Consider the following 14,555-nt stretch of genomic DNA (forward strand, 5'->3'; position numbering starts at 1 on the left):
GCTGGGTGATGTAATCCGGAGCGCTATAGCATTGTGAGCCGGGAACGCAAAGCTGCAACGGGCAGGGACATGACGTTTTTGCCGCCATTGCCAAGGGCCGGAAAATGGCTAACCTCCGCGGCATAAGCCCGACCGAGTCCCGGACATTTTGCCATGAAGAAGATCGCCGTTCTGTTCGCCGGCCTCGTTGTCGCCGTGTCTGTTGCACCTGGCCTTTTGCTTGCGGCCGATGCGACTGAGCCGGTCAAGGAAATCATGAAGGACACGCAGACAAACTGGGCGAGCGATGTCAGCGACTGGATCGATATTTTCGAGGAAAGCGTGCTCGGCCGGCTCTACAGCAAGGACTTCGGCGACAAATACAAGGCAGCCGCCCAGAACCCGGCCACCGACGAGGATGGCATTTCGCCCTTCGACTATGACGTAATCGTCAACGGCCAAGATGCCTGTCCGCTGCAGGACCTTTCCATCGAAGGCGGTCAGCCGGCAAACGGCACGACAGAGGTGACGGTGAAATTCAAGGCGGCGACCTGCATGGAAGGCGCACCTAACAAGGATGACTTCACGACTGTGCGTTTCGAGGTCATTGAGGAGAACGGCAAATCCGTCATCGACGACATCATGATTCAGGGTGACGAGGGGCAGGGGCCGACCTCGCTCAAGGAGACTATGGTGCTGATCGCCAAGGGCGAGTAAGCGCGACATTCGATCGGCATTGGCGTGTCAGCGGTTTGATTTCCGCTCCGGCGGCGGTATCTATCGATGCTTCATGGCATGAGGGGCTCATGCATTTGTTTTCCCGTTTTCAGTTCCGCGACTGGCTGCTTGCCAATGATCCGGCGCTTTCGCGCCTGCGCATGGCCTCGCGGGTGACGCTGACCATCGTCCTCGTGTTCCTGACCCTGCTTGCGATAAAAGCTTTCATCTTGCCGCTGCCGACGGCGGCCTTTGGCCTCGGCATCGTGCTGTCGATCGAAGGTGGGGTGGCGGTGCGCGATAGGGGCAATGCGCGCCAGCTGGTGACGCGGCTGTTCGGCTGCGCCGCAAGCCTTGCTGTCGTCGCCATTGCCGCAGGGCTCGAGGATCAACGCGTTCTTTCCGATCTCGTTTTTCTCGTCATCATCCTGCTCGCATCGGCGGGCCGCGTGTTCGGACCGCGCGGATTTGCGATCGGCATGTTCGCCTTCACCTCCTATTTCATGGGGGCCTATTTCCAGCCGCTGCTTGCCGAATTGCCCGAGGTGACGATCGGGCCGGTCGTCTCCGTGCTTGTCGGCCATGTGGTAAGGGTGGTGCTTCTTCCTGATGACTGGCGGCGCGATCTGCTGCGCTCGCTCGAAAGTGTCAGCGGGCGGATCAATCAGATCCTCTTCAAGCTCGCTGCCCTTGCCGCCAGTGGCGACATCGGCGATGCCGATCGGCAGGAACTGCGCCAGCTGGAAGACCGGCTGAAGGAAGTGGTGCTGATGGCCGAGACCTTCATCCCGCGCCCATCAGCGGGCGTCTTCGACGGCGCTTCCGATCCCGCTGCGGAGCTGGCGATCCGGCTCTTCGACGCGCATCTTGCCGCCGAAAGCGCTATCGTGCTGAGCTTCCAGAGTCCACCGCCCTTTGCACTCGTTCACGCGGTGATCGAGGCTGAGGCGGCGGAACTCAAAAGATATGAGGGAATGGCCGAGGCCATCAAGGATCAGCCGCAGGGCGAAACCGTACGGGCGCTGCTCTGGCTGGGCGAAGCGCGGCGGCAACTGGTCGAGGCGATCAACAAGGGACGGGCATCCGGTTTCTCCGGCATTGATGCGGCCAAGGATACCGCGCAAGTTCAGGCGATCGATTTTTCGCTGGCCAATCCGCTGTTGCGTTCAGCGCTGCAGATCACGCTCGCCTCGGCGATCGCCATGGGCTTTGGTTTGCTCTTGTCGCGCGAGCGCTGGTTTTGGGCGGTGCTTGCCTCTTTCCTTGTCTTTACCAACACCAATTCGCGCGGCGATACAGCCATGAAAGCGTTATCGCGTTCGCTCGGCACGGTGTTCGGCATCGCCATGGGCCTCCTCCTGGCGACGTTGATTTCGGGCGTGCCCGGTGTCGCTATTCCGGTCATGGCCATAGGCATCTTTCTCGCCTTCTATTTCCTGCAGGTTTCCTACGCGACGATGACCTTCTTCGTTTCGATCGTGCTCTGTCTGGTCTACGGCATGACCGGCGTATTGACGCTCGATCTGCTCAAACTGCGCATCGGGGAGACGATGATCGGCGCGGCGGCCGGAACGGCAGTCGCTTTCGTCGTTTTCCCGGCGCGCACGCGTAGCGCGCTCGATACGGCGCTCGCCCGTTGGTTCCAGGCGCTGCGCGAGCTGCTAGGCGCAATCGGCGCGGGCAAGAGCGGTTTCGAGTTGATCGAATTGTCGCAGAAGATCGACGCCTGCTATCGCGACGTGACGGTGGCGGCTCGCCCGCTTGGCTCCTCCTGGTCGGTGGTGACGCGGCCCGGCCAGATCCGCCAGACATTGGCGATCTTTCTTTCCTGCACCTATTGGGCGCGGATCCTGGCGAGGAGCTACGAAGCACCGCCTGCCGACAATGATCAGAAGAGGCTGATCGCGGCGGATCTCGCGTTGATTGCTGACGCGGCGCCGCGCGGCTCTGCTTGTTTCTTCGTCAGGCGCAAGGCGTCGCGAACGACAGGGCGGCATTTGCCAGTGTCGCGAGAAGGCGCCCGGGTGGGGCTCGAGATGATCGGTTCGGCGCTGGAAAGGCTCTATCCGCAGGCAGACACCTTGCCGTTTGCGTCGGGCGAGGCTATTGCGCGCTCGAAACAGGGATAAGACTATGGCAGGCACGAACAGCGAGCGTCAACTTGTGGCCGAAGGGCCGGCCATCATTCTGGTCGAGCCCCAGATGGGCGAGAATATCGGCATGGTGGCACGCGCCATGGCGAATTTCGGCCTGGCCGAACTGCGTCTCGTCAATCCGCGCGACGGCTGGCCGAACGAGAAAGCGCAGGCGACCGCCTCCAAGGCCGATCACGTGATCGAAGCGACGAAGGTCTACGCCACGCTGGAGCAGGCAATCGCCGATCTCAATTTCGTCTATGCAACGACGGCGCGCAGCCGCGACAACTATAAGCCGGTGCGCTCCCCGGTCTTTGCCGCGCAAACGCTGCGCACAAAGTTCCGGGCAGGCGAGGCAACGGGCATTCTCTTCGGTCGTGAGCGCTGGGGTCTGACCAATGAGGAAGTGGCGCTGGCTGACGAGATCGTGACCTTCCCGGTGAATCCCGCCTTCGCGTCGCTGAATATTGCTCAGGCCGTGCTTCTGATGTCCTATGAATGGATGAAGTCCGGCATGGAAGATCTGGAAGCCGTGCCGTTCCAGGCGCTCGGGCAGCGGCCTTCCACAAAGGAGCAGCTCTTCGGCCTGTTCGACCAGCTGGAAGAAGCGCTCGATTCGCGCAACTATTTCCATCCGCCCTCGAAAAAGCCGAAAATGGTGGACAACCTTCGCGCTGTTCTCTCCCGCCGGGCCTTCACGGAACAGGAAATCAGCGTGCTGCGCGGCGTCATCTCCTCCCTCGATCGCTTTTCGCGAAACAGTCCGCGCAAAGGCGGTTTCACCAGATCCGGCAAGGAAGCGCCAACCGATGACAGCGCCGACCAATGAGCTGAAACCCGTCCTCATCTTTGATTCAGGCATAGGCGGGCTGACCGTGCTGCGCGAGGTGCGTGTGCTAATGCCGGAACGCGGCTTCATCTATGTCGCTGATGATGCGGGCTTTCCCTATGGGGGGTGGGAAGAGCAGGCGCTGAAAGAGCGCATCATCGGGCTCTTCGGCAAGCTGCTTCAGGAGCACGATCCAGAAGTCTGTATCATCGCCTGCAACACCGCCTTCACGCTCGTTGGCGCCGACCTGCGGGCCGCCTTTCCCCAGATGACCTTCGTCGGCACAGTGCCGGCGATCAAGCCGGCGGCGGAGCGGACGCGCTCAGGTTTGGTTTCGGTGCTGGCGACGCCGGGGACGGTCAAGCGCGCCTATACGCGCGACCTCATCCAGTCCTTCGCGCAGCAATGCCACGTGCGGCTTGTCGGCTCGGAAAACCTTGCGCGCATGGCCGAAGCCTATATTCGTGGTGACGCCGTCTCCGACGAGGCGGTGCTTGCCGAGATCGACCAGTGCTTCGTCGAGAAGGGCGGCCAGAAGACAGATATCGTGGTGCTTGCCTGCACACACTATCCTTTCATGGCCAATCTTTTCCGCCGCCTTGCGCCCTGGCCGGTCGACTGGCTCGATCCAGCCGAGGCAATCGCGCGGCGCGCCCGCACGCTGGTGCCGCTGGTTGCCGATGCAGTGCATCCTGATAATTTCGACTTTGCAGTCTTCATGTCAGGCAATCCCGATTTTGCGACGCGGCGGCTGATGCAGGGATTCGGCTTGAGGGCATGAGCGGAATTGTCCTGTGGGTTGGCGAAATCGGCCCTGAAAAACTGTCCATTCTTTGATAGACGGAGCGTTGCCGTTTCGGAAGAATGGCGCTTCATTCATGTGAGTCTCTTCGCCGCGAGGATCAGCATTGCAGGTTGGCATCGATATGGGATTGGCGTCCGGCGCTCCGGCGACACTTGATATCGAGGAGTTGCTGGCGACCCGTCTGCTCGTGCAAGGCAATTCCGGCTCCGGCAAATCGCATCTCCTGCGCCGCCTGCTCGAGCAGTCCGCCCAATGGGTGCAACAGGTCATCATCGATCCCGAAGGTGATTTCGTCACCCTTAGCGACAGGTTCGGCCATGTGGTCGTCGACGGCGAGCGCACCGAGGCGGAACTGGCAGGCATCGCCAACCGCATCCGGCAGCATCGAGTTTCCTGCGTTCTGACGCTCGAGGGCCTCGATATCGAGCAGCAGATGCGCGCGGCTGCCGCCTTCCTCAACGGCATGTTCGATGCCGATCGCGAATATTGGTATCCTGTCCTCGTGGTCGTCGACGAGGCGCAGATGTTTGCGCCGTCGGTCGGCGGAGACGTTTCGGAGGATGCGCGCAAGATGTCGCTCGGCGCGATGACCAACCTGATGTGCCGCGGCCGCAAGCGCGGGCTTGCCGGGGTGATCGCAACGCAGCGGCTCGCGAAGCTCGCCAAGAACGTCGCGGCCGAAGCCTCGAACTTCCTGATGGGCCGCACCTTCCTCGATATCGACATGGCGCGCGCCGCCGACCTGCTCGGCATGGATCGGCGCCAGGCGGAAATGTTCCGCGATCTGAAGCGCGGCAATTTCGTCGCTCTCGGGCCGGCCCTGTCGCGCCGGCCGCTGCCGATCCAGATCGGCGCGGTGGAGACCTCGGCGCGCTCATCGAGCCCGAAGCTGATGCCGCTGCCGGATGCGCCGCAGGATGTCGAGGACCTGATCTTCACGCCCGACCCGGAAGAGTTTCAGCGCCCGCTCGTGCGCCGCACACCGCCGGCGCCGAGACCGACGACCGATATCCTGGCCGAACTCTCGCGCTCAGCGCCAGCCACATCCCCAGCGCCGGTGGAGACGAGGGCGAGCCAGGCGGAGATCTCCGCCGAGGAACGGGAGGAGCGCCTTGCCGGTGTGCTTGCCGAAATACTCGACGATCCCGCATCCGCCTTCCGCACCGATTCCGTGCTCTATCAGGACTTTCTTGTCCGGCTGCGCATGCGCCGCGTGCCGGGGCCGCCGATCGCGCTGCCGGATTTCCGCCGGCGCGTGGCGATCTCGCGCTCTGGCGTCGATGCGGCAACAGCGGCAAGCGATGAGTGGGCGACGGCGCTGTCGCTGTCGGCGGGCGTCACCGACGATTTGCAGGGTGTCTTCCTGATGCTGGCCAAGGCCGCCGTCCGCGCTGAGGCGTGCCCGTCGGATGCGCGCATTGCCCGCGCCTATGGCACACATTCGGCGCGGCGCGCGCGGCGCCTGCTCGGCTATTTCGAGGAGCAGGGTATCGTCGTCGTGCATACGGATTTCTCCGGCAAGCGCATTGTGGCGTTTCCCGACATGAATTGTCAGACGGCTCCAGGCGACGCCAACGCGCCGGATACGGGCGATCAGCCTCTGGCTGCGGAATAGTGGCGTTTTCGGGCTTTGGCTCAGTTGACATTTTCATAGCAGGCCTCTAAAGACCGCGCCAAGCACCGGGCAGCAATGTCCGGTGTTTCATTTGACATGTCCCGTGGATCGTTCCTGTTCGCGTAACCGGAACATCCTGTCAGGCCTCGGCAGAGGTCAGAGGAGGGCGTGTTTCCTTCGCACGGTTTGGCAACAAGCCGCCATAAACATTTGAAAGGAAATACGATGAGCAAGCGCGAATCGTCCAAATACAAAATTGACCGCCGTATGGGCGAAAACATCTGGGGTCGTCCGAAGTCCCCGGTGAACCGCCGCGAATACGGCCCGGGCCAGCACGGCCAGCGCCGCAAGGGTAAGCTGTCGGACTTCGGTGTGCAGCTGCGCGCCAAGCAGAAGCTCAAGGGTTACTACGGTGACCTGCGCGAGAAGCAGTTCCGCGCGATCTTCGCAGAAGCCGCCCGCCGCAAGGGCGACACCTCGGAAAACCTGATCGGTCTGCTGGAATCGCGCCTCGACGCGATCGTCTATCGCGCCAAGTTCGTTCCGACGGTCTTTGCTGCCCGTCAGTTCGTCAACCATGGCCACGTCACCGTCAACGGCGTCCGCGTCAACATCGGTTCCTACCGTTGCAAGGCCGGCGACGTCATCGAAGTTCGCGAAAAGTCGAAGCAGCTCGTGACTGTTCTGGAAGCCGTCAGCCTCGCCGAGCGCGACGTTCCCGACTATATCGAAGTCGATCACAACAAGATGGTCGCCACCTACGGCCGCGTTCCGACCCTCAGCGACGTTCCGTTCCCGGTCGTCATGGAACCGCATCTGGTCGTCGAATTCTATTCGCGTTAACAAAAACCAGGCGTTTTCGCATATAGAAAAGCCGCTCTTCCGGGCGGCTTTTTTGTTATTCGGAGAGAAGCGATGGCGGATTTGCAGGCGACCCTCGATAGCATTTACAGCGATATCCTGCCGCGTATCGGCGAGGGCAAGGTCGCCGACTATATTCCCGAGCTTGCCAAGGTGGACCCGCGGCAGTTCGGCATGGCGATCGTCACCGTCGACGGTCAGGTCTTTCGTGTCGGCGATGCGGATATCGCCTTTTCGATCCAGAGCATATCCAAGGTCTTTACGCTGACCTTGGCCCTCGGCAAGGTCGGCGAGGGACTGTGGAAACGCGTCGGACGCGAACCTTCGGGATCGGCCTTCAATTCGATCGTGCAACTCGAACACGAGAGCGGCATTCCCCGCAATCCCTTCATCAATGCCGGCGCGATCGCCGTCACCGACGTTGTCATGGCCGGCCATGCGCCGCGCGAGGCGATCGGCGAGCTGCTGCGTTTCGTGCGTTATCTCGCCGATGACGAGTCGATCACCATCGACGACAGGGTGGCGCGGTCGGAAACGCAGACCGGCTACCGCAATGTTGCGCTTGCCAATTTCATGCGCGCCTATCGCAATCTCGATCATCCCGTCGATCACGTGCTCGGCGTCTATTTCCATCAGTGCGCGCTCGCGATGAGCTGCGAGCAGTTGGCCCGCGCCGGGCTGTTCCTGGCGGCGCGGGGCAGCAATCCGATGACCGGTCATTCCGTGGTCTCGCCGAAGCGGGCGCGGCGCATCAATGCATTGATGCTGACCTGCGGCCATTATGACGGTTCGGGCGACTTTGCCTATCATGTCGGCCTGCCCGGCAAGAGCGGCGTCGGCGGCGGCATTTTTGCGGTAGCGCCCGGCATTGCCTCGATCGCGGTCTGGTCGCCGGGGCTGAACAAGGTCGGCAATTCGCAGCTTGGCGCCGTGGCGCTTGAGATGCTTGCGGCCCGCACCGGCTGGTCGGTTTTCGGCGATTGAGGCTGTGTTGCCGGATGACTTTCTGCTAAGGCAGGCAGACCTTCGATAGGACGGAGCAATGAATATCGCAGCCAACATCGCTGATGATCCGGAAACTGGCGAAATCGACGACGGCGCCGGCCCGGCACTCTTTGCCGATGCGCCACGTTCGGTCTCCTTCAACAAGCTGCGCAAGCGCCTGCTCAGGCAAATACGTGAGGCTTTCGATGACTTTGACATGCTGAAGGGGCAGAAACGCTGGCTGGTCGGCCTTTCCGGCGGCAAGGATTCCTACGGTCTCATGGCGCTGCTGCTCGATCTCAAATGGCGCGGGCTGCTGCCCGTCGAGCTTATCGCCTGCAATCTCGACCAGGGACAGCCGAACTTTCCAAAGCATGTGCTGCCGGATTATCTGACGAAGATCGGCGTCCGGCATCGGATCGAATATCGCGACACCTATTCGATCGTGAAGGAAAAGGTGCCCGAAGGCGCCACCTATTGCTCGCTCTGTTCGCGGCTGCGGCGCGGCAATCTCTACCGGATCGCGCGGGAGGAGGGCTGCGACGCACTGGTGCTCGGCCATCACCGTGAGGATATTCTGGAAACCTTCTTCATGAATTTCTTTCATGGCGGGCGACTTGCCTCCATGCCGGCAAAGCTTCTGAACGACGAGGGCGACCTGATGGTGCTTCGGCCGCTCGCCTATGCCGCCGAGGACGATCTTGCCAGGTTCGCCGTCGCCATGCAGTTCCCGATCATCCCCTGCGATCTCTGCGGCTCCCAGGACGGGTTGCAGCGCAATGCGATGAAGGACATGCTCGCCGATATCGAACGGCGCATGCCTGGACGCAAGGACACGATGCTGCGGGCGCTTTCGCATGTGAACCCGTCGCATCTGCTCGATCCGAAGCTCTTCGACTTTTCCAGCCTTGGCGTCACCGATCCTTCATCAAAGGGCGGCTAAGCAGGCTGGCTCTTTGCATGAAGGACAGCAATTCGCATGACTATTTCAGATCAGGATATTCTCTTTCTCGGCGAATGCGTAAAGGAGGCGGCGCGTGCGGAGATCATGCCGCGTTTTCGCAACCTCGGCGACACGGATGTTTCGGAAAAAACCTCGGCAACCGATCTGGTGACGCAGGCGGATCTGCTTGCCGAACACCGGATCACCGCGGCCCTGAAAGAGCGCTTTTCCTCTGCACTCGTCGTCGGCGAAGAAGCCTATGACGCCGATAAATCGGTGGTGCCGGCGCTTGCCGATGCCGAGCTTGCCTTTGTCATCGATCCTGTCGACGGCACGTTCAATTTTGCCGCCGGACTTCCCGTTTTCGGAACGATGCTTGCGGTTACCGTCAGGGGCGAGACCGTCGCCGGCATCATTCACGATCCCGCTCTCGGCGACACGGTGACGGCGATCAAGGGGGCGGGCGCCTTTCTGACGCGCCAGGACGGGCAATCGAGCAGGTTGACGGTGGCTGAGCCTGCCGCCTTGAACCAGATGGTCGGCGGCATGTCGTGGGGCCATATGGAAGAGCCCGATCGCTCGCGCATCTGCGCCAACATGGCAAAGGCGCGTATGACCTTCGCTTTCAACTGCTCGGCCTATGAATATTGGATGGTCGCGTCTGGCAAGATGCATTTCATCGGGCACGCGAAGCTGATGCCCTGGGATCACCTGGCGGGCGTGCTCGCGCATCAGGAGGCGGGCGGCCACACGGCGAAATTCGATGGCACGCCCTATCGTCCGGGCGAGACGGTCGGCGGCATCATCTCTGCGCCTGACAAGGAAAGCTGGCAGCTGATCAGGCGCGAGATCGTCGGCATCTGATATAAGGCCTCGGCCGAAGTGAGAGGATTTGATATGACAACAAGCGTTGACGTGACCGCTCTTGCCGATCTCTTGCGCCGCGCGGCGAAGGCCGAGATCCTGCCGCGCTTCCGCCGGCTCGGTCGGGATGAAGTGCGCGCCAAGAGCGAGGCAACCGATCTTGTCACCGAGGCCGACGAGCAGGCCGAGCGGATAATCAAGGCGGAAGCGCAACGGCGCTGGCCGGACGCGCTGTTCCTCGGGGAAGAGTCGGTCGCGGCCGATCCGACCCTGCTTGGCAGGCTTGCCGATGCCGATCTCGCGATCGTAGTCGATCCGGTCGACGGAACGTTCAACTTCGCCGCCGGCATCCCGGCCTTCGGCGTCATGGCCTCGGTCATTTCAGGCGGCGAGACCATTGCCGGCATTATCTACGATCCGATGGGCGACGACTGGGTGATGGCGGAGAAGGGCGGTGGTGCCTGGCTGCGCAGGCCGGATGGCGAGGCGCAGCGGCTGCAGGTCGCCGACCCTGTCGCGCTCGACCAGATGGTTGGCATGGCTTCGACCGGCTACCTGCCGGTGGCGAAGCGTGCCGAGGTCCTTGGCAATCTCGCCAAGGTGCGTTTCCTCACCAACTACCGCTGTGCTGCCCACGAATACCGCACCCTTGCCGGCGGGCACGTCCATTACCTGATGTACAACAAGCTGATGCCCTGGGATCATCTTGCCGGCACGCTGATCTCGCAGGAGGCCGGCGCGTATGCCGCCCGCTTCGACGGCTCGCCCTACCTTCCGCAGCATCTCGACGGTGGACTGCTGATTGCGCCCGACAAGGCATCGTGGGATACGCTACGGCGTGAGGTCGTTACCATCTAAATCTATGCGACCGGCCGTCGCAAAGCCGGTCGCAAATGACAATTCAGGCGTAGAATTTTTCCATCAGGAAGTTTTCCAGGCCCTGTCCGCGCTTCTCGACGATTTGCCGGGTTATCACGCGAAATCCTTTGCGTTCAAAGAACGAGCGAGCAGTTCTGCTTGCTTCCGTATGTATTCGGCGAAACCCCAGGCTGAGAGCCTCTTCTTCGACCCGGCCCAATAGGCGGGTTGCTGCGCCGACCCCTTGATAGCCAGGGTGCACGAACATCATGTCGACGCACCCATCGCTGGTGAGATCCGAAAAACCCACAGGGTTTCCGGCGATCTCTGCCATCCAGGCCGGTCTGCTCATCCTTCGCTTTGCCCATAGGCTGCGATCTTCCACCTTCGCCCAAGCTTCGATCTCGGCGGCGGAATAGTCTTTCGACGAGACTTCCCGGATGGAGCGCAGAAAAATCTCGATTGTGGCGTCCACGTCACCCGGCGCATAAGGCCTGATCAGAATTCGCTCGTCCATCAAGACCGCCTTGAATTGATCCGGTTCACCTGCCTCAGAAATGGGCGGCGCCCGGATCGAGCTGCGGACTGTCGCCGGGATGGGTGAAGAGCTTGCCGTTCTCAGCCCACAGCGTGGCTGCGATCGTCACCAGACCGAACAGCGCGAATCCGCCGAAGAGCGGCTGCACCGTGCCGTTGAACATCTGGCCGACCAGGCCGCCGAGAATAGCGCCGAAGGTCGTCGAGACGAAGCCGGTGATGGCGGTCGCCGTGCCGGCGAGATTGCCCATCGGTTCGAGGCTGATGGCGGTGAAATTGGTGGCGATCACCGCAAACATCATCAGAACGATAGTGAAGATGCTATAGGCGGTGGTGAAATCCGGCGTGCCCGCCAAGGCGATGACGAAGCCGAGAGCCGACAGTGCCGTGAAGATCAGCAGGGCGGCATGCGAGATCCGGCGCATGCCGAATTTGCGGACGAAGAAGCCGTTGGCGAAATTGGCGACGGCAATGCCGCCGGCGGTCGCCGCAAAGGCGATCGGCAGCCAGTCACCGAGGCCATAGACCTCGCCGAACACCTGCTGCACGGAAATCACATAGGCGCTGATGACGCCGGTGAACATGGTCAGACCGATCATGTAGCCGCAGGTGATGCGGTTGGTCAGCACGGTCCTGAGGCCGTCCGCGACCGAGCCGACCGACAGCGGCAGGCGTTCTGCCGGAGGAAGCGATTCCTTCAGCCGCAGAAGAGCCCAGACGAACAGGATGCTGGCGACGGCGCCGAGCAGGATGAAGATCCAGTGCCAGTTGGCATAGAGAATGATGAGCTGGCCGACCGAAGGGGCGACGATCGGCACGATCATGAAGACGATCATGACATAGGACATGACGCGGGCCATTTCGCGGCCGCCGAAGCAGTCGCGGACGATGGCCATGGTGGTGATGCGCACGGCCGCGCCGCCCACGCCCTGAACGAAGCGCATGAGGAGCAGCATTTCGAAGCTCGCTGTTGCGGCAGCGGCAAACATCGCGACCACATAGCAGGCGAGGCCACCGAGCAGGATATTGCGGCGGCCGAATGTGTCGGAAAGGCTGCCGAAGAATATCTGCGAGACGCCGAAGCCGAGGAAGAACACGCCGATGATGAGCTGGGCATCGTTGGTGTTGGTAACGCCGAGGGAATGGCCGATATTGGGCAATGCCGGCAGCATGCTGTCGATTGCCATGGCAATGCTGGCGGTCATGATGGCGATGGTGACGACGAATTCGCCGAAGCCCATGCCGATGCGGCGGGAACCCTGGTTTTCCTGGTGCGGTTTATGCGGCGGCGTCATGTGGTGAAATCCTGGATGCGGAAGGGACCGGCCATTCAAACGGCCGGGTTGTGCTGATGGAAGAGGCGGCCCTTTTCAGCAATCAGCACGAAGACGAGCCCGACGATCGATACGGCAAAATAACCGGCCACCATCGGCAGCGCCGTGCCGTCGAAGGCCTGGCCGATGCCGGCGCCGATAAGGGAGCCGCCGACCGTGCTCATGAAGCCGAGAACGGAGGAGGCGGTGCCGGCGACGTGCCCGAGCGGCTCCATGGCAAGCGAATTGAAGTTCGAGCCGATCCAGCCGAACTGGAACATGGCGAGGCCAAAGAAGGAGATAAACAGCGCAAACGGCATCGGCTCGGAGCTTGCCGTCTGGACGATCAGCCAGATGGTGTTGATGGCGATGAAGCCGAGGAGTGAGCCGTGTGACAGGCGGCGCATGCCGAGCTTGCCGACAAAACGGGAATTGAAGAAGGACGACAGCGACATGAAGATCGCCACGCCGGCAAAGGCGAACGGGAAATAGACGCCGAGGCCGTAGATGCCGACATAGATCTGCTGGGCGGAGTTGATGAAGCCGAATAGCGCGCCGAAGATGAAGGTGCTGGCGATGGTGTAGCAGAGCGCCACGCGGTTGGTCAGCACCAGCTTGAAGGCGCCGAAGATCGCGCGGGCGGTGAAGGGGCGGACATTCTGCGGATGCAGGGTTTCCGGCAGGCGGACATAGGCCCAGACGCCGATCGCCGTTGCCATTGTTGCGATGAAGAGGAAGATCAGGTGCCAGTTGCCGAAGAACATGACGACCTGGCCGGTGCCCGGCGCAATGACCGGCACGATCATGAAGACCATCATGATGAGCGACATGACTTCCGCCATCTGCCGGCCGCCATAGATGTCGCGGACGATGGAGATGGTGATGACGCGGGTGGCGGCCGAGCCGACGCCCTGGATGAAGCGCAGCACCAGCAGCCCGGCGAAGGAGGGAACGAAAACGATTCCGATGGCGGACACGATATAGACGACGAGACCGATCAGCAGCGGTGTGCGACGGCCGAAACGGTCGGAGAGCGGACCGTAGAACAGCTGGGCGCAGCCGAAACCGAGCAGATAGGACGAGACGACGAACTGCCGGTGATTCTCGCTTTCGACGCCGAGGCTCGCGCCGATCTGCTGCAGGGCCGGGAGCATGATGTCGATGGCAAGCGAGTTGATGGCCATCAGGAAGGCGGCAAGCGCGATGAACTCACGCTTGCCCATGGGCAGGCGGCCCGCGGACACGGCTTGTAATGAATCTGTCACAATGAAATTCCCATAAACAGGCCAAGGCGCTGCTCACCGCAGCGCCTCGGACTCGAGAAACAGATTTGGAAACCGGGCGGACGCCCGGTGACCGGTCAGGTCAGGCGGCGCCGCGCACGGTGATGCCATTTTCCTGGAGATGCTGCTGCAGCTCGCCAGCCTGGAACATTTCCCGGACGATGTCGCAGCCACCGACGAACTCGCCCTTTATGTAGAGCTGCGGGATCGTCGGCCAGTTGGAATAATCCTTGATGCCCTGGCGGATTTCCGAATCGGCGAGCACATTGATGCCCTTGTAGTCGACTCCGATGTAATCGAGAATCTGCACGACCTGGCCGGAGAACCCGCACTGCGGAAACTGCGGCGTGCCCTTCATGAAGAGGACGACGTCGTTGCTCTTGATTTCGTTGTCGATGAATTCGTGAATGCCGCTCATGTGACTTGATCCTTTCAACAGGCGAGTTAAAGGCCCGCCGTTTCAATCGTTTCCCTTAGATAGCATGTGACAGCAGGAATTCCAGCCGCCGCAGCCAAAAAAAGACTATCCGGTCAGACCACTTTGCGATTGTTGCCGTCGCGTTACGGTCGGAAGTCTGCTTCGCGCCTCAGACGCCACGCTGACGGCTGCGGCCGGCGGCGGTGCGGCGCTTGCTGACCTGTTTGCGGGCGCGCTTGCGCTTGGCCGTGGCCGTCTTCCGGCCAGCCGTCGTCGTCGCGGCGGGGCGGGCCTTGCGCCTCCTGCGCTTCGTCGTGACGCGACCGGTGGTCTTCTTCAGGATTTCCTTCAGCACGCTGTCGACGACACCCGATATCAGTTCTTTTACAAGATCGGCCACAAAACCCCTCCGTT

General features: G+C 61.7%; 15 protein-coding genes. 10 read left to right on the forward strand and 5 right to left on the reverse strand.

Annotation, left to right across the window (positions count from 1 at the left end; translation table 11 throughout):
* The first annotated feature begins 153 nt into the window (after positions 1–153).
* The 10 genes from J7U39_RS07260 (at position 154) to J7U39_RS07305 (ending at position 10,590) form a co-directional block, all read left to right on the forward strand.
* Positions 154–696 carry a hypothetical protein gene (locus J7U39_RS07260; protein ID WP_210631129.1) on the forward strand — a complete coding sequence of 181 codons (543 nt, stop codon included), beginning with the start codon at positions 154–156 and terminating at the stop codon, positions 694–696.
* An 89-nt stretch (positions 697–785) separates the two neighbouring features.
* Positions 786–2,825 (forward strand): FUSC family protein, encoded by a 2,040-nt coding sequence (locus tag J7U39_RS07265; protein WP_210631130.1) that lies wholly within the window; start codon positions 786–788, stop codon positions 2,823–2,825.
* 4 nt (positions 2,826–2,829) lie between these two features.
* A complete protein-coding gene (locus tag J7U39_RS07270) occupies positions 2,830–3,660 on the forward strand; it encodes an RNA methyltransferase (protein ID WP_210631131.1) in 831 nt (276 codons plus the stop codon).
* On the forward strand, positions 3,641–4,441 hold the full coding sequence (gene murI / locus J7U39_RS07275) for a glutamate racemase (protein WP_210631132.1): 801 nt from the start codon (positions 3,641–3,643) through the stop codon (positions 4,439–4,441). Before J7U39_RS07270 ends, murI begins: the two co-directional genes overlap by 20 nt.
* 127 nt (positions 4,442–4,568) lie before the next feature.
* The gene (locus tag J7U39_RS07280) at positions 4,569–6,080 is read left to right on the forward strand and encodes an ATP-binding protein (RefSeq protein WP_210631133.1); all 1,512 of its coding nucleotides are present in this window, start codon (positions 4,569–4,571) and stop codon (positions 6,078–6,080) included.
* A gap of 225 nt (positions 6,081–6,305) precedes the next feature.
* Positions 6,306–6,923, forward strand: a complete 618-nt coding sequence (gene rpsD, locus J7U39_RS07285) for a 30S ribosomal protein S4 (protein WP_064685423.1) — start codon at positions 6,306–6,308, stop codon at positions 6,921–6,923.
* A gap of 72 nt (positions 6,924–6,995) precedes the next feature.
* A complete protein-coding gene (locus tag J7U39_RS07290) occupies positions 6,996–7,925 on the forward strand; it encodes a glutaminase (RefSeq protein WP_210631134.1) in 930 nt (309 codons plus the stop codon).
* Between the two features lie 58 nt (positions 7,926–7,983).
* Positions 7,984–8,868, forward strand: coding sequence for a tRNA 2-thiocytidine(32) synthetase TtcA (gene ttcA, locus J7U39_RS07295; RefSeq protein ID WP_210631135.1), 885 nt, complete (start codon positions 7,984–7,986; stop codon positions 8,866–8,868).
* Between the two features lie 36 nt (positions 8,869–8,904).
* Positions 8,905–9,732 (forward strand): inositol monophosphatase, encoded by an 828-nt coding sequence (locus tag J7U39_RS07300; RefSeq protein WP_210631136.1) that lies wholly within the window; start codon positions 8,905–8,907, stop codon positions 9,730–9,732.
* A 33-nt stretch (positions 9,733–9,765) separates the two neighbouring features.
* Complete coding sequence (locus J7U39_RS07305; RefSeq protein WP_210631137.1) at positions 9,766–10,590, forward strand: inositol monophosphatase family protein; 825 nt, start codon at positions 9,766–9,768, stop codon at positions 10,588–10,590.
* Positions 10,591–10,633: 43 nt separating this feature from the next.
* Here the strand turns inward: J7U39_RS07305 and J7U39_RS07310 are convergent, their stop codons facing one another.
* The 5 genes from J7U39_RS07310 to J7U39_RS07330 form a co-directional block, all read right to left on the reverse strand.
* Positions 10,634–11,107, reverse strand: a complete 474-nt coding sequence (locus J7U39_RS07310; protein WP_210631138.1) for a GNAT family N-acetyltransferase — start codon at positions 11,105–11,107, stop codon at positions 10,634–10,636.
* A gap of 34 nt (positions 11,108–11,141) precedes the next feature.
* Entirely contained in the window at positions 11,142–12,422 is a 1,281-nt protein-coding gene (locus tag J7U39_RS07315; protein WP_210631139.1) for a multidrug effflux MFS transporter, read from the reverse strand.
* Between the two features lie 35 nt (positions 12,423–12,457).
* A complete protein-coding gene (locus J7U39_RS07320; protein ID WP_210631619.1) occupies positions 12,458–13,663 on the reverse strand; it encodes a multidrug effflux MFS transporter in 1,206 nt (401 codons plus the stop codon).
* 142 nt (positions 13,664–13,805) lie between these two features.
* A complete protein-coding gene (gene grxD / locus J7U39_RS07325; protein ID WP_210631140.1) occupies positions 13,806–14,141 on the reverse strand; it encodes a Grx4 family monothiol glutaredoxin in 336 nt (111 codons plus the stop codon).
* Positions 14,142–14,310: 169 nt separating this feature from the next.
* On the reverse strand, positions 14,311–14,541 hold the full coding sequence (locus J7U39_RS07330) for a hypothetical protein (protein ID WP_210631141.1): 231 nt from the start codon (positions 14,539–14,541) through the stop codon (positions 14,311–14,313).
* Positions 14,542–14,555 lie beyond the last annotated feature (14 nt).

The organism is Rhizobium sp. NLR16a, from assembly GCF_017948245.1.
Classification (GTDB): Bacteria; Pseudomonadota; Alphaproteobacteria; order Rhizobiales; family Rhizobiaceae; genus Rhizobium.